Annotated in this window: 18 protein-coding genes; 13 read left to right on the forward strand and 5 right to left on the reverse strand. The window is 60.6% G+C overall.

Going from position 1 to position 18,484, the window contains the following annotated elements; genetic code table 11:
* Positions 1-54: 54 nt before the first annotated feature.
* The 3 genes from asd to CYD26_RS08295 are packed head-to-tail and all read right to left on the reverse strand — an operon-like array spanning position 55 to position 3,325.
* Positions 55-918: an archaetidylserine decarboxylase gene (gene asd / locus CYD26_RS25305; protein WP_065758742.1), complete on the reverse strand. Its 864-nt coding sequence runs from the start codon at positions 916-918 to the stop codon at positions 55-57.
* 9 nt (positions 919-927) lie between these two features.
* Complete coding sequence (locus CYD26_RS25310) at positions 928-1,743, reverse strand: rhodanese-like domain-containing protein (RefSeq protein ID WP_065758743.1); 816 nt, start codon at positions 1,741-1,743, stop codon at positions 928-930.
* A 46-nt stretch (positions 1,744-1,789) separates the two neighbouring features.
* A complete protein-coding gene (locus CYD26_RS08295; protein ID WP_099773406.1) occupies positions 1,790-3,325 on the reverse strand; it encodes an HDOD domain-containing protein in 1,536 nt (511 codons plus the stop codon).
* A 131-nt stretch (positions 3,326-3,456) separates the two neighbouring features.
* Here CYD26_RS08295 and motA point away from each other — a divergent pair, with 131 nt between their 5' ends.
* Together motA and motB are read left to right on the forward strand one after the other, a co-directional pair.
* A complete protein-coding gene (motA, locus tag CYD26_RS08300) occupies positions 3,457-4,308 on the forward strand; it encodes a flagellar motor stator protein MotA (protein ID WP_065758745.1) in 852 nt (283 codons plus the stop codon).
* Between the two features lie 3 nt (positions 4,309-4,311).
* Positions 4,312-5,331, forward strand: a complete 1,020-nt coding sequence (motB, locus tag CYD26_RS08305) for a flagellar motor protein MotB (RefSeq protein ID WP_065758746.1) — start codon at positions 4,312-4,314, stop codon at positions 5,329-5,331.
* A gap of 76 nt (positions 5,332-5,407) precedes the next feature.
* On the opposite strand, the gene rsgA is transcribed toward motB, so the two are convergent.
* Positions 5,408-6,439, reverse strand: coding sequence for a small ribosomal subunit biogenesis GTPase RsgA (gene rsgA / locus CYD26_RS08310; protein ID WP_065758747.1), 1,032 nt, complete (start codon positions 6,437-6,439; stop codon positions 5,408-5,410).
* 93 nt (positions 6,440-6,532) lie between these two features.
* Between rsgA and orn the strand changes: the two genes are divergently transcribed.
* Together orn and CYD26_RS08320 are read left to right on the forward strand one after the other, a co-directional pair.
* A complete protein-coding gene (gene orn, locus CYD26_RS08315) occupies positions 6,533-7,075 on the forward strand; it encodes an oligoribonuclease (protein ID WP_065758748.1) in 543 nt (180 codons plus the stop codon).
* Positions 7,076-7,176: 101 nt separating this feature from the next.
* Positions 7,177-7,788, forward strand: coding sequence for a trimeric intracellular cation channel family protein (locus CYD26_RS08320; RefSeq protein ID WP_065758749.1), 612 nt, complete (start codon positions 7,177-7,179; stop codon positions 7,786-7,788).
* Here CYD26_RS08320 and queG read toward each other — a convergent pair whose 3' ends face one another.
* A complete protein-coding gene (queG, locus tag CYD26_RS08325; RefSeq protein WP_065758750.1) occupies positions 7,789-8,871 on the reverse strand; it encodes a tRNA epoxyqueuosine(34) reductase QueG in 1,083 nt (360 codons plus the stop codon).
* Between the two features lie 63 nt (positions 8,872-8,934).
* Between queG and CYD26_RS08330 the strand changes: the two genes are divergently transcribed.
* From CYD26_RS08330 to hflC, 9 genes are all read left to right on the forward strand, one after another.
* On the forward strand, positions 8,935-9,795 hold the full coding sequence (locus tag CYD26_RS08330) for an NAD(P)H-hydrate dehydratase (protein WP_099773408.1): 861 nt from the start codon (positions 8,935-8,937) through the stop codon (positions 9,793-9,795).
* On the forward strand, positions 9,783-10,253 hold the full coding sequence (gene tsaE, locus CYD26_RS08335) for a tRNA (adenosine(37)-N6)-threonylcarbamoyltransferase complex ATPase subunit type 1 TsaE (RefSeq protein ID WP_102052356.1): 471 nt from the start codon (positions 9,783-9,785) through the stop codon (positions 10,251-10,253). The genes CYD26_RS08330 and tsaE overlap by 13 nt, the downstream gene beginning before the upstream one ends.
* 3 nt (positions 10,254-10,256) lie before the next feature.
* On the forward strand, positions 10,257-11,687 hold the full coding sequence (locus CYD26_RS08340; RefSeq protein ID WP_176717405.1) for an N-acetylmuramoyl-L-alanine amidase: 1,431 nt from the start codon (positions 10,257-10,259) through the stop codon (positions 11,685-11,687).
* The gene (mutL, locus tag CYD26_RS08345; protein ID WP_102052357.1) at positions 11,684-13,567 is read left to right on the forward strand and encodes a DNA mismatch repair endonuclease MutL; all 1,884 of its coding nucleotides are present in this window, start codon (positions 11,684-11,686) and stop codon (positions 13,565-13,567) included. The genes CYD26_RS08340 and mutL overlap by 4 nt, the downstream gene beginning before the upstream one ends.
* A 1-nt stretch (position 13,568) precedes the next feature.
* Entirely contained in the window at positions 13,569-14,543 is a 975-nt protein-coding gene (gene miaA / locus CYD26_RS08350; protein ID WP_102052358.1) for a tRNA (adenosine(37)-N6)-dimethylallyltransferase MiaA, read from the forward strand.
* A gap of 95 nt (positions 14,544-14,638) precedes the next feature.
* Positions 14,639-14,899: an RNA chaperone Hfq gene (gene hfq / locus CYD26_RS08355; RefSeq protein WP_102052359.1), complete on the forward strand. Its 261-nt coding sequence runs from the start codon at positions 14,639-14,641 to the stop codon at positions 14,897-14,899.
* A 12-nt stretch (positions 14,900-14,911) separates the two neighbouring features.
* Entirely contained in the window at positions 14,912-16,213 is a 1,302-nt protein-coding gene (gene hflX, locus CYD26_RS08360) for a ribosome rescue GTPase HflX (RefSeq protein WP_065758757.1), read from the forward strand.
* A 96-nt stretch (positions 16,214-16,309) separates the two neighbouring features.
* Positions 16,310-17,470, forward strand: a complete 1,161-nt coding sequence (gene hflK, locus CYD26_RS08365) for an FtsH protease activity modulator HflK (RefSeq protein ID WP_102052360.1) — start codon at positions 16,310-16,312, stop codon at positions 17,468-17,470.
* Positions 17,470-18,339, forward strand: coding sequence for a protease modulator HflC (hflC, locus tag CYD26_RS08370; RefSeq protein ID WP_102052361.1), 870 nt, complete (start codon positions 17,470-17,472; stop codon positions 18,337-18,339). The genes hflK and hflC overlap by 1 nt, the downstream gene beginning before the upstream one ends.
* The last annotated feature ends 145 nt before the right edge of the window (positions 18,340-18,484 follow it).

The following is an 18,484-nucleotide window of genomic DNA, read 5'->3' on the forward strand; positions in this document are numbered from 1 at the left end:
TTAGCCCCGCATGACATGCGCCCCCGGCCTGGGGGCGCATTTCTGTCTGTAGCGTCAGGCTTGTGCAGGCAGTGCCAGGCCTTGGCCCATCCGTACAGCAGAACCTGCTGTCAGCTCTTCGGCCCATTTCACTTGATCCTGACCGAACAGCACGATAGCGGTCGAACCCAGTTTGAAACGTCCCAGCTCCGCACCCTTCTCCAGGTGGATCGGCGCACGTGCGGCGTCGTCGTAGCGGAAGGTTTTCAGCTCGCGCTTCGGCGGAGTCACCAGGCCCGCCCAAACGGTTTCGATCGATGCCACGATCATTGCACCCACCAGCACCACGGCCATCGGGCCACGTTCGGTGTCGAACAGGCAGACCACGCGTTCGTTACGGGCAAACAGCTCCGGTACGTTTTCGGCGGTAGTCTGGTTGACCGAGAACAGGCGACCCGGTACGTAGACCATCTCGCGCAGTGTGCCGGCCAGTGGCATGTGCACGCGGTGGTAGTCCTTCGGCGACAGGTAGATGGTGGCGAACTGGCCGCCCATGAACGGCGCAGCAAGTGCTGGATCGCCGCCCAGTAGCTCCAGGGCGCTGAAGCTGTGGCCCTTGGCCTGGAAAATGCGTCCGTGCTCGATAGGGCCGAGCTGGCTCACAGCACCGTCGGCTGGGCAGAGAATCGCCCCTGGAGTTGTGTCCAGCGAGCGTGCATCCGGTTTCAGCGCGCGGGTGAAGAAGGCGTTGAAGTGCTCGTAGGCGGTCACGTCTTCGACCAGCGCTTCACTCATGTTGACCTGGTAGCGTTTGGCGAACCATTGGGTGAACGCATTCTTGAACCAGCGCACGCGGCACTCGGCAATACAGCCTGCCAGGCGCGAAAGCAGGTGATGCGGCAGCAGGTACTGGCTGATGATGAACAAGCGGGATTTCATTGGGTTTCCTTAAACTTCTACAGGCGTGTCCGGATGGTTGCCCCATTCGCCCCACGAGCCGGCATACGCCTTGACCCGCGGGTAGCCGAGGGCCTTGGCCACCAGGTAGGTAAAGCCGGAGCGGTGGTGTGTCTGGCAGTGGGTAACCACTTCCTTGTCTTTGCTGATGCCCAGTTGCTCGAGGATCTGTGGCATGTCTTTGCGGATACGCAGGGCATTGTCGGTGTCCATACCCTTGGTCCACTCGAAATTGACCGCACCGGGGATATGTCCGCCCTTGGCGGCGAGAACCTTTTCACCGCTGTATTCCAGTTGGCTGCGCGCATCCCAGATCGCCAGGTCGGCAGCGCCGAGGCGGCTTTGCAGGTATTCGCGGGTGGCTGTCGGTGCGTCGTTCAGGCGCAGGCTGACCGGGCCGCCAGCGCTGGCCGGCACATCGGTGGACAGGGCCAAGCCTGCGCCATGCCAGGCATGCAGGCCACCATCCAGGTAGTGGTAGCGTGTGTGGCCGATTACGTCCAGCAGCCAGATGAAGCGCCCGGCCCAACCGCCACCTTCGTCGTCATACACGACGTAGACGGCATTGGGGTTATGCCCGAGCTCGCCGAACAGTTTTTCCAGGTCAGCTTTGGCCGGCAGCAAGCCTGGCGCTGGAGGCTGACCCAATTGCGTGCGCTTGGGATCAACGAAGCGCGCCCCCGGGATATGTCCACTGCCGTAGCGGTTGACGCTGGTCAGATCGACCAGAATCAGCTCCGGGGCCTCAAGGCGAGCCTGCAGGTCAGCGGGCTCGATCACCAGGGGCAAGCCAGAAAAGTCAGTCATCCAGGGTCTCCACGTCGAAAGAGAGGGGGCGATTGTAGCGCATGGGTCAGGCACTGCGATTGCTGAAGTTGTTCAGGGCGCGTTCGATGCATTGCGCGGTCTTGCCGAAGGCTTGCACGCTGATTTCCGAGAAGGGCGCGCCGCCTTGGTCGGCCACCAGCAGCATGACGACCCGGCCATGGCTCGACAGCGAGCGCAACAGCAGGTGACTGCCCTTGAACAGGCTGCGCAGGCTGGCCGGCAACAGTGCAGAAAACTGCGCGTTGTTTTCCGGGGTCAGGCGCAGTTGGGCTGACTGAGCCAGCAGGCGTTGCAGCACTTTGCTCTGATCGATCTGCAGGTTCAGGCTGGCAGCCTCTTTGGCCAGGCCGGCAATTTGATGAACGCGCAGGTGGGTCAGGTTCTTGTCGGTCATCAGTAGCATCACCCGCTGCATGCCGCAGGCGAGCAGCGCGTCCCGGGCGTGAGTCGTCAGGTGCATGGCGTTGGTGAAGGGGCTGGGTTCGGCCAGCAGTTCGGCGCAGTACTTGCGCCAGGCACCCAGTGCCTCGGTTGACGGCGGCGCCGCTGGCAACAGGCCGCGCGGGATACGGCGTGCCTCCCACGGCCAGATCAATGCTTCCGCCGGGTGGAACAGGTCGGCGTCTGCGTGGCTGCGGGCACTGCTGGCGGCGTGTTGGTGAATCTGCTGCTGTACCGCGTCGATAGGTTCTTGCAAGTACAGGCTGATCAGGTACTCCCAGCGAACGTTGTGCGGGCTGGTCCAGGCCACCTGGGCCGACAGCGCCAAACCATTGGCCAGTAGCACCGTGTTGGCCGGCTGGTTGAACCAGCGTCGCAAACCGGGATCATCGTCCAGTTGCTGTTGTTGATGCAGCGGGTCGTCATCACGCGCAATGTGGGTGACCTTGGCCAGCAGTTCGCGCTCCTCCTGCAGCAAGTGATAGCCCTGAGTGACCCAGTTTGGCAGGCGCCAATGATTGGCCAGGGCCTGGAAGATGGCGAGCAGGCGCACACCGAACAACTCGTGCTCAACGGCTGTTGATGACTCGCTCTTGTGGACAACCCGCACTTCCCATTCTTCAAGCAACTTGGGGTAAGTGATTGCCAGAGGCCAGAGCGGTGACAGAAACAGCAGGCTGCCCCAGTGGATTTCCTGCCACAGTCGCGCCAGTCGATTGGCGAACAGGCCATTGGCTTGCGTGCAGGCATGCTGGCTGACCATCTGCAACTGCCGCAGGGGTTGCGGGATCTGCGCCTGATCCAGGGTGGGCAAGCGCTCAAGCAGTTCTTCGGTGCGCTTGAGGCCCAATCTGTTCAGGGCGATTTCCAGGCTCTCGGCCGGTTCACTCATGCTCGAATGAGTGTGTTGATTAGCCTCGCGAATCACGCTCAGCACCAGCGCTGGGCTGCCCTGCATCAGCTCGGCAATGTCACGTAACGAGCTTCGGTTGTCGCTGATTGCCGCACGAACCCGTGCATGGCTGTCGCGGGGTACCGGAAGGCGAGCGCTGTCTAGAAGCCTGACCCAGGCATCGAGTGTTTTTGGGGTTTTATTTGGCACGATAGTTTCATTAGGCATGCTGTAGGGCGCCTGAACTGGCTTTTCGCCTTGACTGGCTATAGTCTGGCGCAGAAGTGCCGATAAGTAGAAGAAGAGTTTTCGAGCTTCCGCCCCCCCGACCCTGACCACGACAGTAAGTGCTTTAAACTATGGCTAAAATTATCGGCATCATCGTCGTATTCGCGAGTGTGCTTGGCGGATATGTGCTTTCTCACGGCAAAATCGCTGCGTTGATTCAGCCTTTCGAAGTGCTGATCATCGGGGGTGCTGCATTCGGTGCGTTTTTGCAGGCCAACCCTGGCCATATGACCATGCACGTGGTCAAAAAATCGTTGCAGATGTTCAGCACGCGCTTCACGCACACCTTTTATATCGAGGTGTTGGGCCTGGTCTACGAGATCCTCAACAAGAGCCGTCGTGAAGGCATGATGGCGATTGAGGCCGATATCGAAGACGCGGCGGCCAGTCCGATTTTTGCCAAGTACCCGGCTGTGCTCAAGGATGAACGCATGACCGCGTACATCTGCGACTACCTGCGCATCATGTCTACCGGCAACATGGCTCCCCACGAGCTGGAAGGCCTGTTCGACATGGAATTGCTGAGCCTTAAGGAAGAGCTTGAGCATCCGTCGCACGCGGTGACGGGTATTGCCGACGGTATGCCGGGTTTCGGTATCGTGGCTGCCGTACTGGGTATCGTGGTGACCATGGCCTCGCTGGGTGATGGCGATCAGAAATCCATCGGTCTGCACGTGGGCGCGGCGCTGGTCGGTACCTTCTTCGGTATTCTCGCGGCCTATGGTTTCTTCGGTCCACTGGCCAATACGCTGCGTCATGACGCCCGTGAAGAACTCAATGTCTACGAGGCCATCAAGGCTTCGCTGGTCGCCTCGGCGTCGGGCATGCCGCCATCGCTGGCTGTAGAGTTCGGTCGCAAGGTGCTGTTCCCGTCGCATCGTCCGAGCTTCGCTGAGCTGGAACAAGCGGTTCGCGGTCGCTAAGCCATGGAGAACAATCAGCCCATTATCGTCAAGCGCGTCAAACGCTTTGACGCTGGCCATCACGGTGGCGCCTGGAAGATTGCGTTCGCCGACTTCGCGACGGCGATGATGGCGTTCTTTCTGGTGCTCTGGCTGCTGTCGACGGCCACGCCGGAACAGAAGCTTGCCATCGCTGGCTACTTCAAAGACCCGATAGGGTTCTCTGAAAGTGGTACGCCGTACATTATCGACCTGGGCGGTTCGCCTCAGTTGGCCCCTGAAAAGACTATCAACCCTGAGGTGAAGTCCGAGCCAACGCCTGACACCAGCATTCAGCTGGATAAGGACAAGGTCGAAACCATGGCCGAACAGGTTGAGCGTGAGCGTCTGGAGTTGTTGCTGCAGGAGCTGCAAAACAAGGTCGAAGAAAACCCGCAGCTACAGAAATTCAAGGATCAGATCCTCTTCGAGATTACCCAGGACGGCCTGCGTATCCAGATCATGGATGCGGAAAACCGGCCGATGTTCGATTTGGGCAGTGCGCGCTTGCAGCCCTATTTCGAAGATATCCTGCTGGCCATGGCCGATACCATCAAGGCCGTACCGAACAAGATCAGCATCAGTGGCCACACGGATGCCAAGCCGTTCGCCGGTACGGGTGATTTCGGTAACTGGGAGCTTTCTGCCAACCGTGCCAACGCCGCTCGGCGTGCGCTGGTGGCGGGTGGTTACCCGGACACCCAGGTCGCTCGGGTAGTGGGTTATGCGTCGTCGTCGCTGTTTGATCGCGCTAACCCGTTCAATCCAGTTAACCGTCGTATCGACATCATCGTGCTGACCAAGAAGGCCCAGCGTGCGATGGAGGGTGAGCAGGCGCCTGCCGCGCCGGATGGCGCTCAGCCAGGTGGTGCACCGGTTTCGCCGGGCGGTTCCAGCGGTGCTACTGCACCAGAGCCCGAGCCTATGCAGCCACACGAGCTGCGCCAGAAGCTGAATATCTTCGAGGATGGTGTGTTGAAGATGGACGAGCCGGGCAAGCGTTAAGTCCAAGGCACTCAAAACGCCCGCGCAGAGCGATCTGCGCGGGCGTTTTGCTGTGTGCTGACGGGCTCGTTATTGCTCAGTAGCTGTCTTGCGGCAAGCTTGCAATGATCGAGCGGTAGCTGTTCATGCGCTGCTGCTGGATGCGCCCGTCTTCCAGTGCCTTGAGCAGGGCGCAGCCGGGTTCGCGATCATGCTTGCAGTCGCGGAAGCGGCAGGTGCCGAGCAGGTCATTGAACTCGATAAAGCCCGACTCGACATCAGCGCGGCTGACATGGCCCAGGCCGAACTCACGGATACCCGGTGAGTCGATCAGTTCGCCACCCCCGGGGAAGTGGAAGAGGCGGGCGGTCGTCGTGGTATGGGTGCCTTGGCCTGACCATTCGGACAGCGCGCCAACACGGGCTTGCACCTCGGGTAGCAGGCTGTTGACCAGCGATGACTTACCCACCCCCGACTGGCCGACGAACACACTGATATGGCCGTCGAGTTGGGACTGCAACTGTTGCATGCCGTCGCCATGGTGGGCCGAAACCTCCAGCAGCGGGTAACCCAGTTGCCGGTACACCGCCAGCAGTGCATTGAGTGCTGGGGCGTTCTGTTCGTCGATCAGGTCGGCCTTGTTCAGCAGGAGCAAGGGGCGAATGCCGGCGTGTTCGGCGGCTACCAGGTAGCGGTCGATCAGGTTGGCATGCGGTTCGGGCATTGGTGCGAAGACGATCACGATCAGGTCGACGTTGGCCGCCACCGGTTTCAGCTGGCCGCGCGAGTCTGGGCGGCACAGTTCGGTGCTGCGCGGCATTTGCGCCACGATCACGCCAATGCCCTGGTTGCCTGCGCGCCAGACGACGCGGTCGCCGGTTACCAGTGCTGGCAGGTTCGCGCGAAGGTGGCAACGAAAGACCTGGCCGACCTGTTCGCCGTCCTGGGCTTCGACTTCAACTTGTACGCCAAAGTGGGCGATTACCAGGCCCAGTTGCTCGGGCCCCAAGTCGCCACCTTCGAGTACCTCCATGGCTTGTTGTTCGCGTTTGGCGGCGCGTGCAGCGCGTTCGCCCTGGATTTTTTCGATACGCCAGTTTTGGCGACGATTGAGCTGGCGTTTGGCCATGAAGGTTCCGTGCGGGAGGCAATATTAAATCGGTCTGGAGTTTAGCATGCTCCACTAGGCTAAACTGCGCAGCTACGTTGAGGAGCACACTGTATGCAGAACCCCCAGAACCTGATCTGGATCGATCTGGAAATGACCGGTCTGGACCCTGATCATGATGTCATCATCGAGATGGCCACGATTGTCACCGACAGTGACCTGAATACCCTGGCTGAAGGGCCGGTCATCGCGATCCATCACAGCGATGAGGTGCTGGCGCGCATGGACGAGTGGAACACCCGTACCCACGGCGCTTCGGGCCTGACCCAGCGTGTACGGGAGAGCAAGATCGACATGGCCGCCGCCGAAGCACAGACCCTGGCCTTCCTCGAGCAGTGGGTGCCGAAGGGCAAGTCGCCGATCTGTGGCAACAGCATCTGTCAGGACCGCCGCTTCCTCTACCGCCACATGCGTGAGCTGGAAAACTATTTCCACTACCGTAATCTCGACGTCTCAACGCTCAAGGAGCTGGCCGCACGCTGGGCGCCTGAGGTCCGCGACAGTTTCAAGAAAGGTGGAACCCATCTGGCGCTGGACGACATCCGCGAATCCATTGCCGAGCTGCGTCACTACCGCGAGCACTTCATCAAGTTCTGATGCGGTGTGCACCCCGGGTGTGCGGATTATCCTCCGTGCGCCCCCTTTTGGTGCCGCGGGCAACTGGGTAGACTGCGCGCCCCTTTGCTCGGATCTGCACCATGTTGTTGATGCTCTACTTGATTGCAATCACCGCTGAAGCCATGACGGGTGCGTTGTCGGCCGGTCGTCGCGGCATGGATTGGTTCGGCGTGGTGCTGATCGCCTGCATTACCGCACTGGGCGGTGGCTCGGTGCGGGATGTACTGCTGGGGCATTACCCGCTGACCTGGGTCAAGCACCCCGAGTACCTGGTGCTGACCAGTGTTGCGGCGCTGGTCACTATCTTCATTGCCCCCTTGATGCGCCACCTGCGTTCGCTGTTCCTGGTGCTTGATGCGCTGGGGTTGGTGGCCTTCACCCTGATTGGCTGCATGACTGCCCTGGAAATGGGCCAGAGCTTTTTGGTTGCCTCGATCAGTGGGGTCATTACCGGGGTCTTCGGCGGCATCCTGCGCGACATCTTCTGCAACGACATCCCACTGATATTCCGTCGTGAGCTCTATGCCAGCGTCTCTTTCGCTGCGGCCTGGTGCTACCTGGCCTGCGTTGCGCTGGAGCTGCCAGGCGAGCAGGCCATTCTGCTCACCTTGTTCGGCGGCTTCCTGTTGCGCCTATTGGCCATTCGCTTTCACTGGGAAATGCCCAAGTTCCATTACAACGACGAGCAATGATCAAACCGACAGGGGTGACAACCGCTCGGCATGTTGCCTTAGCGCCCACTCGACGTGCTCGCGTACCAGATCGGAAGGGTAGTCGCGACGCGCCTTGAGGGCTTCCAGCACGGGAATGCTCGAGGGCGCGTTGCCCAGGCCCACGGCAAGGTTGCGCAGCCAGCGCTCATAGCCGGCCCGGCGCAACGGCGAGCCCTCGGTGCTGGCCAGGAATTTTTCTTCATCCCAGAGAAACAGCTCGGCCAACTCGGCGTTGTCCAGGTTGTGTCGAGGCTTGAAGTCGCGCTCTTCGGTTGGGCGAGCAAAGCGGTTCCAGGGGCAGACAATCTGGCAGTCGTCGCAACCGAAGACCCGGTTGCCAATGAGGGCGCGCAGGTCTTCGGGGATGGCGTTTTTCAGCTCGATGGTCAGGTAGGAAATGCAGCGTCGGGCATCCAGTACATAGGGGCCGACGAAGGCTTTGGTCGGGCAGATATCCAGGCAGGCACTGCAGCGACCACAATGCTCGCTGGTCTGTGCCGGGTCGACGGGCAGTGGAATGTCGACGAACAGTTCGGCAAGGAAGAAGTAGCTGCCGGCCTTGCGGTTCAACAGCAGGGTGTTTTTGCCGATCCAGCCGAGCCCGGCCTGCTCGGCGATGGCTTTTTCCAGCACCGGGGCACTGTCGACAAAGGCGCGAAAGCCAAAGGGGCCAATAGCCTGCTGGACACGCTCGGCCAGTTGTTGAACACGCTTGCGGACCAGCTTGTGATAGTCGCGGCCCAGGGCGTAGCGGGAAATGTACGCTTTTTCGGGTTGCGCCAGGCGCTGTGCCATCTGGGTGTCGCCTGGTAGGTAGTCCATGCGCAGCGAAACCACCCGTAGCGTACCGGGCACCAGTTCTTCAGGGTGCGAGCGCTTGCTGCCGTGGGCGCCCATGTAGTCCATCTCGCCGTGGTAACCGGCTTCAAGCCAGCGCTCCAGGTGTTTTTCATGCTCGCCAAGTGCCACCCCGGCAATGCCGACATGGGCAAAGCCAAGCTCGCGGCCCCATTCCTTGATGGATTGGGCCAGGGCGGGAAGATCAGTGACAGGAACAGGCATGCTAAACAAGGCAATCAGGACTCAGGTGCGTATAATTCTGCCAGACATCGGAGCCCAGTACGCATGCCGCATACCAAACACATCGCAAAAGACGTGCTGACGCTTGAGGGCGACAGCCTGCCGTTGCTGGCAGCACGACCCGTTGATGCACATAAGGGCCAGTTTGGTCATGTGCTGGTAATCGGTGGGGATCGCGGCACCGGCGGTGCCGGGCTTCTGGCGGCAGAGGCTGCCCTGCGCTGTGGTGCCGGGCTGGTTTCACTGGCGACCCGTGGCGAACACCTGGCTGCAGCGCAGGCGCGGTTGCCGGAAGTGATGAGCCTGGGTGTGCAGTCGGCCAACCAGTTGATGGCGCCGTTGTCACGTGCCTCGGTGTTGGTGGTGGGGCCAGGTCTGGGGCAGGCGGCTTGGGGTCGTAGCTTGTTGTCAGCCCTTGTTGATGTGGGGTTGCCGCAGGTGTGGGATGCCGATGCGTTGAACCTGTTGGCGCGCTCGCCCTTGTCGGTGCCCGCCCATAGCATTCTGACCCCGCATCCGGGTGAGGCCGCACGTTTGCTGGGTATCGCCACCGAAGCGGTGCAGGTGGACCGGGCCGGGGCGGCACGCAAGCTGGCGCGCAAATATGCGGCGGTGTGCATTCTCAAGGGCGCCGGCAGCCTGGTTGCCGCTCCGGATGGTCATCTGGCCATGTGTCAGCATGGGCATCCGGCCATGGCGACAGCAGGCTTGGGTGATGTGCTCAGTGGTGTGCTGGGGGCACTGCTGGCGCAGGGAATGGCACCATGGCAGGCCGCCTGTCTTGGTGTTTGGTTGCATGCCCGTGCCGGAGAGCGGCAGGGTGAAAAAGGGCGTGGCCTGGCGGCCAGTGACCTGATTCCAGAGATTCGTCAGTTGTTGGAGGAGCATTCAGCGTGTCAGGTGTAACCCTGTTTATGGCCGATGAGCAGGCCATGGTCGATTTCGGCGCACGTATTGCCGAGGTGACTGAAGGTCGTGGCGTGATCTTTCTCGAGGGCGACCTCGGGGCGGGCAAGACTACCCTGTCGCGCGGCATTATCCGTGGGCTCGGGCATCGTGGCGCGGTGAAAAGCCCGACGTTTACCCTGGTGGAACCCTATGAGATAGGTGACAAGCGTGCCTTCCACTTTGACCTGTATCGTCTGGTCGATCCCGAAGAGCTCGAGTACATGGGCATTCGTGACTATTTTGATGATGACGCCCTGTGTCTGTTGGAGTGGCCCCAAAAGGGGGCGGGCATTTTGCCAAAGCCTGACCTGACCATTACCATAAGCCCACAAGCGGGCGGTCGTTCGCTGAACCTGTTGCCGCAGGGCTCGCGCGGCGAAGCCTGGTGTGTCGCTCTGGCCTTGGAATTCAAATAGAAAATGGGGATAGGTATGCGCATTCGCGCACTGGTTGCCGTCGTAGGACTATTGCTTACGGTCGTGACCGTTGACGCTTTGGCCGTCACTCAAGTCAAAAGCGTGCGTTTGTGGCGGGCGCCGGACAACACGCGGCTGGTATTCGACCTGTCGGGGCCTGTGCAGCACAGCGTATTCACGCTGAGTGCGCCGGATCGCCTGGTGATCGACATCAACGGCGCTACCATGGCCGCGCCGCTGTCGCTTCCCACTGCCAATACCCCGATTACCAGTGTGCGCTCGGCGCAACGTACCCCGACTGACCTGCGTGTGGTGATTGACCTTAGCAAGGCAGTCAACCCCAAGAGTTTCATTCTGGCTCCGAATCAGCAGTACGGTAACCGCCTGGTGGTGGACCTGTTCGATCAGGACGCCGATACCTCGCCGTCGACGCCAGCACCGCCGCCGACCACTGCAACCGCGCCTGCCGTTCCGGTCACGCCTGCGCAGCCTGCGATCAAATTGCCGCCGGTACCGAACGGCAAGCGCGATATTGTCATCGCCATCGATGCCGGTCACGGCGGTGAAGACCCGGGCGCCTCGGGCTCGCGTGGCCAGCATGAGAAAGACATTGTCCTGGCGATCGCCAAGGAACTGCAGCGCCAGATCAATACCGAGAAGGGCTTTCGCGCCGAACTGACCCGTACCGGCGACTACTTCATCCCGCTGCGTAAACGTACCGAGATTGCCCGCAAGAAAGGCGCCGACCTGTTTATTTCGATCCACGCCGACGCGGCGCCCTCCACGGCAGCTTTCGGTGCCTCGGTGTTTGCCTTGTCCGACCGTGGTGCGACGTCGGAAACCGCGCGCTGGCTGGCGGACAGCGAGAACCGTTCCGACCTGATCGGTGGTGCCGGTAACGTCAGCCTGGACGACAAGGACCGCATGCTGGCCGGCGTACTGCTCGACCTGTCGATGACCGCCTCGCTGAGTTCCAGCCTGAACGTTGGGCAAAAGGTGCTGGGTAACATTGGCCGTATCACCCCGTTGCACAAGCGTCGGGTTGAACAGGCAGGCTTCATGGTGCTGAAGTCGCCGGATATCCCGTCGATCCTCGTGGAAACCGGGTTTATCTCTAACGCCAACGAGGCGTCCAAGCTGGCCACGCCTAGCCATCAGCAGTCGCTGGCGCGTTCTATCCACAGTGGCGTGCGGCAGTTCTTCCAGCAAAACCCGCCGCCGGGCACCTATGTGGCCTGGCTGCGTGACAGCGGCAAGATCGCCCAGGGGCCACGTGAACATGTGGTGCGTCCTGGCGAAACGCTGGCGATGATTGCCGTGCGTTATCAGGTCAGCGTGGCGACGCTGCGCAGTGCCAACAGCCTCAAGACCGATGAACTGAAGGTTGGTCAGAACCTGGACATTCCCAGTGCCACCCTGGCGGCCCAGCAATGAATACCAGCGCTCGAATCGAGCTGCTTAGCCCTAGGCTCGCCAACCAGATTGCCGCCGGTGAGGTTGTTGAGCGTCCGGCTTCGGTGATCAAGGAACTGTTGGAGAACAGTCTTGATTCCGGCGCCCGGCGTATCGATGTGGACGTGGAGCAGGGGGGTGTCAAACTGCTGCGCGTGCGTGATGACGGTAGCGGTATCTCTGCCGATGATCTGCCACTGGCGCTGGCACGCCACGCTACCAGCAAGATTCGCGACCTCGAAGACCTGGAACGGGTAATGAGCCTGGGTTTTCGCGGTGAGGCGCTGGCGTCGATCAGCTCGGTTGCACGCCTGACCCTGACCTCGCGCACCCGTGACGCCGACCAGGCCTGGCAGGTCGAAACCGAGGGGCGCGACATGGCGCCAAGGGTGCAGCCTGCGGCGCATCCGGTAGGAACGTCGGTGGAAGTCCGGGACCTGTTCTTCAATACGCCGGCCCGGCGCAAGTTCCTCAAAACTGAAAAGACCGAATTCGATCACCTTCAGGAAGTCATCAAGCGCCTTGCGCTGGCACGTTTCGATGTGGCGTTCCACTTGCGCCATAACGGCAAGACCATCCTGAGCCTGCATGAGGCCAATGACGATGTGGCTCGGGCGCGGCGCGTTGCCGCGGTTTGCGGCCCCGCGTTCCTTGAGCAGGCGTTGCCGATCGAGATCGAGCGTAACGGCTTGCACCTGTGGGGCTGGGTCGGCTTGCCGACCTTCTCCCGCAGCCAGGCAGACCAGCAGTATTTCTTCGTCAACGGTCGGGCCGTGCGCGACAAGCTGGTGGCTCATGCGGTACGCCAGGCCTACCGCGACGTGCTGTTCAACGGCCGGCATCCGACCTTTGTGCTGTTCTTCGAGGTTGACCCTACGGGTGTCGACGTCAACGTGCATCCAACCAAGCACGAAGTGCGCTTCCGTGACGGCCGTATGGTGCATGACTTCCTCTACGGCACGTTGCACCGGGCGCTGGCTGATGTTCGTCCGGAAGATCAGGTGGCGGCGCCTGCGGCAGTGCCCGAAGCGATTCGGCCGAGTGGGCTGGCGGCGGGCGAGTTTGGTCCTCAGGGCGAGATGCGCCTGGCGGCCAACCTGCTCGAGCAGCCTGTGTCTCGTCCGGCCGGCAGTGGTTCTGGTGCCGGTTACGGGTATCAGTACACCCCGCGCCCTGCTTCGCCGATGCCAACGGCGGAAACCCAGAGTGTCTACCGCGAGTTCTTTGCCCCGCTGCCCGAAACTGCAGCGGTCGCCTTGCCGGAAGGCCAGGGCGACATTCCGCCGTTGGGCTATGCCCTGGCCCAGCTCAAGGGTATCTATATCCTGGCCGAAAACGCTCAGGGGCTGGTGCTGGTGGACATGCATGCGGCCCATGAGCGGATCATGTATGAGCGCCTGAAAATCGCCATGGCCAGTGAGGGGCTTAGTGGGCAGCCACTGTTGGTGCCGGAGTCGCTGGCATTGAGTCAGCGTGAGGCTGACTGTGCTGAAGAGCATGCCCAGTGGTTCCAGCGCCTGGGCTTCGAGTTGCAGCGCCTTGGCCCGGAAACCCTGGCAATCCGGCAAATTCCGGCCTTGCTCAAGCAGGCTGAAGCCAATCGCCTGGTTCAGGATGTCTTGGCCGACCTGATGGAGTACGGCACCAGTGACCGTATTCAGGCACACTTGAACGAGTTGTTGGGCACCATGGCCTGTCATGGCGCGGTGCGTGCCAATCGCCGCCTGGCGGTGGCAGAAATGAATGGCTTGCTGCGCGATATGGAAAACACCGAGCGCAGCGGTCAATGTAACCATGGTCGTCCGACCTGGACCCAATTGGGCCTGGATGACCTGGACAAACTGTTCTTGCGTGGTCGTTGATATGCCTGCTTCCAGGCCACCGGCAATTTTTCTGATGGGCCCGACTGCCGCGGGCAAGACCGATCTGGCCATCGAACTTACAAAAGTATTGCCCTGCGAACTGATCAGCGTTGACTCTGCGCTGGTCTATCGCGGTATGGATATCGGCACGGCCAAGCCGTCCAAGGATATTCTGGCGGCTCACCCGCATCGCCTGATCGACATTCTGGACCCCGCCGAGAGCTATTCGGCCGCGGACTTCCGGCGCGATGCCCTGGAAGCCATGGCTGAAATCACTGCGCGGGGCAATATCCCGCTGTTGGTGGGCGGTACCATGTTGTACTACAAGGCGCTGCTCGAAGGGTTGGCTGATATGCCGCCCGCCGATCCGCAGGTGCGGGCGGAAATCGAAGGCGAAGCCCAGCGCCTTGGATGGCAAGCCCTGCACGATCAACTGGCGGCCATCGATCCGGTATCGGCGGCGCGTATTCATCCCAATGATCCGCAGCGGCTGATGCGTGCGCTGGAGGTCTATCGGGTCAGCGGCTCGAGCATGACGGCCCATCGAGAGCGTCAATCTGCGCAAAGTAGCGTACTAGGCGCGTCGGGACAGGGGCAATTGCCCTATACTGTCGCCAGTTTGGCGATCGCACCGAAGGACCGGCAGGTTCTGCATGAGCGAATTGCACTGCGCTTTGGTCAAATGTTGGAACAGGGCTTCGTTGATGAGGTCCGATTGCTGCGTGCCAGAAGTGACTTGCATGCCGGATTGCCGTCTATACGAGCAGTCGGTTATCGCCAGGTATGGGATCATCTCGATGGCAAGTTGACTTCAGTTGAAATGCAGGAGCGCGGCATTATTGCCACTCGCCAGTTGGCGAAGCGGCAGTTTACCTGGTTGCGTAGTTGGGCTGATCTGCACTGGCTGGATAGCCTGGCTTGCGACAATCTGTCTCGCACCTTGAAATACTTGGGATCGGCCTCCATATTGAGCTGAGTCCTTGCAATTGCCGTCTATCCTTGGGGTGGGGCGGCCTGAGCCATCAGTTTTTTTGAATTTTCTTACTATTGATCCTTACAGGAGTGCGGCACATGTCAAAAGGGCATTCGCTACAAGACCCTTACTTGAATACTTTGCGAAAAGAAAAGGTCGGGGTCTCGATCTATCTGGTCAACGGCATCAAACTGCAAGGCACGATCGAATCGTTTGACCAATTCGTGATTCTGCTGAAGAACACCGTCAGCCAAATGGTTTACAAGCACGCTATCTCGACAGTGGTTCCAGTGCGTCCAATCCGTCTGCCAAGCGCAGCTGATGCCGAACACGGTGACGCTGAGCTAGGTAACGCCTGATAGGAGTCTGCTTTGTTCTTTGAGCGCCACGGTGGTGGTGAACGGGCGATCCTCGTTCACTTGGAAGGTCAGGACCCTGAGGCGCGCGAAGACCCGCAGGAGTTTCAGGAGCTGGCAGTGTCGGCAGGTGCCGATATCGTTGCGTTCGTCACGGTGACGCGACACCAGCCTTCCGCCAAATTCCTGATTGGCACTGGCAAGGTCGAGGAGTTGCGCGACCTGGTCAAAGCCGAAGAAGCGGACCTGGTGATTTTCAATCACACCCTGACGCCCAGTCAGGAACGTAACCTCGAACGCGTTTTCGAGTGTCGCGTGCTTGACCGTACCGGTTTGATTCTCGATATCTTCGCCCAGCGCGCACGTACCCACGAAGGCAAACTGCAGGTTGAGCTGGCTCAGCTAGAGCACATGAGCACGCGCCTGGTACGCGGCTGGACCCACCTCGAGCGACAGAAGGGCGGTATTGGTCTGCGAGGCCCGGGTGAAACCCAGCTGGAAACCGACCGTCGCCTGTTGCGAGTCCGTCTGCGGCAAATCAAGGCACGCCTGGAAAAGGTGCGCAGCCAGCGTGAGCAGGCGCGTCGTGGACGCAAGCGTGCAGACATCCCGTCAGTCTCGCTGGTGGGGTATACCAACGCCGGCAAGTCGACCCTCTTCAATGCCCTGACCGCCTCCGAGGTGTATGCAGCCGACCAGCTGTTCGCCACCCTCGACCCGACCTTGCGCCGCCTTGAACTCGACGATGTCGGGCCGATCGTGCTGGCCGATACCGTGGGCTTCATTCGTCATCTGCCGCACAAGCTGGTTGAAGCTTTTCGAGCTACGCTCGAAGAGTCGAGCAACTCTGATTTGCTGTTGCACGTGATCGATGCCCATGAGCCGGAGCGCATGGCACAGATAGAGCAAGTCATGGCCGTACTCAGTGAGATCGGTGCTGAAGGCTTGCCGATACTTGAGGTGTATAACAAACTCGACCTGCTTGAAGGTGTAGAGCCTCAGATTCAGCGTAACCAAGAAGGTAAACCGCAACGTGTCTGGGTGTCGGCACGTGACGGACGCGGTCTGGAGCTGGTCGGGCAGGCGATTGCCGAATTGCTGGGGGATGACCTGTTCATCGGTACCTTGCGCCTTGAGCAGCGCTATGCGCGATTGCGTGCGCAGTTCTTTGCGCTCGGTGCGGTGCAGAGCGAAGAACACGATGAAGAAGGTAACAGCCTGCTGGCGGTGCGGTTGTCGCGAATAGAGTTCAATCGACTGGTCAGTCGTGAAGGGATGAAACCGTTGGATTTCATCGAGCAACACACTTTGCAATAAATGCCAGGCCTAGCGGTCAGGCAGCCGTGACAGGCATTCTGTAGCATTGGACGGCGCGCCGTGAGCGCGTCTTTGCTTTATCAGATGGAGAGCGCTATGGCTTGGAATGAGCCGGGTGGCAACTCGAACAATCAGGACCCTTGGGGTGGCCGCCGTGGTGGCGACAAGAAAGGGCCGCCGGATCTCGACGAAGCCTTCCGCAAGCTGCAGGACAGCCTGAACGGTATGTTCGGCAGTGGCAAGAAACGTGGCGGCGACAGCGGCACCAACAAGGGCGGTGGTTTTGGCCTGCTGGGTGTCGGTCTCGCCGTGTTGGCGGCTATCTGGCTTTACAGTGCCGTCTATGTGGTTGACGAGCAGGAGCAGGCAGTCGTTCTGCGCTTCGGCAAATACTACGAAACGGTTGGCGCGGGCCTGAACATCTACTTCCCGCCGATCGATCGCAAGTACATGGAAAACGTCACCCGCGAGCGTGCCTACACCAAGCAGGGGCAAATGCTGACTGAAGACGAGAATATCGTCGAAGTGCCGTTGACCGTGCAGTACAAGATCACCAACCTGCAGGATTTCGTGCTGAACGTCGATCAGCCTGAAGTCAGCCTGCAGCACGCGACCGACAGCGCATTGCGCCACGTGGTGGGCTCCACCGCGATGGATCAGGTGCTGACCGAAGGCCGTGAACAGATGGCGGTCGAGATCAAGGAGCGCCTGCAGCGTTTCCTCGACACCTACCGTACCGGTATCACCGTCACTCAGGTGAACGTGCAGAGCGCGGCAGCCCCGCGTGAAGTGCAGGAAGCTTTCGATGACGTGATTCGCGCCCGTGAAGACGAGCAGCGTGCCCGTAACCAGGCTGAAACCTACGCCAATGGCGTGGTGCCGGAAGCCCGTGGTCAGGCGCAGCGTATCATCGAGGACGCCAACGGTTATCGCGACGAAGTGGTTTCTCGTGCCAAGGGTGAGGCGGATCGCTTTACCAAGCTGGTGGCCGAGTACCGCAAGGCGCCTGAGGTGACCCGTCAGCGTCTGTACCTGGACACCATGCAGGAAGTCTACAGCAACACCAGCAAGGTGCTGGTCTCTGGCAAAGACGGCCAGAGCAACCTGCTCTACCTGCCGCTGGACAAGATGATCGAAAACACGCGCAGTAGTGCTCCTGTGAGCAGCGTGCCGGTCTCGGTCAATGATGCAGCCAACCGTGCTGCCACTGACCTGCAACAGCAGCAACGTGAGTCGCGTTCTAGGGAGAGCCGCTGATGAGCAATAAATCGCTGATCGCCCTGATCGTTGGCGTAGTGCTGGCGATCGTGGCCTGGAACAGCTTCTACATCGTTGCCCAGACCGAACGCGCCGTGTTGCTGCAATTCGGTCGTGTGGTGAAAACTGACGTTCAGCCTGGCCTGCACGTGAAGGTGCCGTACGTTAACCAGGTGCGCAGGTTCGATGCCCGCCTGATGACCCTCGATGCTCCGACCCAGCGTTTCCTGACGCTGGAGAAGAAAGCCGTGATGGTCGATGCCTACGCCAAATGGCGGGTCAAGGACGCCGAGCGCTTCTACACCGCTACCTCGGGCCTGAAGCAGATCGCCGACGAGCGTCTGTCGCGTCGTCTGGAAAGCGGCCTGCGTGACCAGTTCGGTAAGCGTACCCTGCACGAAGTGGTGTCCGGTGAGCGTGACGCCTTGATGGCGGACATCACCGCTTCGCTGAACCGCATGGCCAACAAGGAGCTGGGTATCGAAGTCGTCGATGTTCGGGTCAAGGCCATCGACTTGCCGAAGGAAGTGAACCGCAGCGTGTTCGAGCGCATGAGCACCGAGCGTGAGCGTGAAGCCCGTGAGCACCGTGCCAAGGGTAACGAGCTGGCTGAAGGTATCCGTGCCGATGCTGACCGTCAGCGCCGTGTGCTGCTGGCTGAAGCCTATCGCGAGTCGGAAGAGGTGCGTGGTGATGGCGATGCCCAGGCAGCGGCCATCTATGCCAAGGCCTACGGCCAGGACCAGGAGTTCTACGCGTTCTACCGTAGTCTCAAGGCCTACCGTGAGAGCTTCGCGAACAAGAGCGACGTGCTGGTACTCGACCCAAGCAGCGATTTCTTCCGCTTCATGGGCAAGACCAAGCCTTGATGATGTACCCCGCCGGGCGGCTAATACCTCTGGCGGGGTGATCCTGCGCGAAAACGGGTGTATGATGCGGCAGCCGGGAAATTCCCGGCTTTTTTGCGTCTGCATGTTTGATCAGCAGCGCAGCAAGGTTTTCGAGGGTATCGCC

The organism is Pseudomonas sp. FFUP_PS_473 (assembly GCF_002858665.1).
Lineage (GTDB): Bacteria > Pseudomonadota > Gammaproteobacteria > Pseudomonadales > Pseudomonadaceae > Aquipseudomonas > Aquipseudomonas defluvii.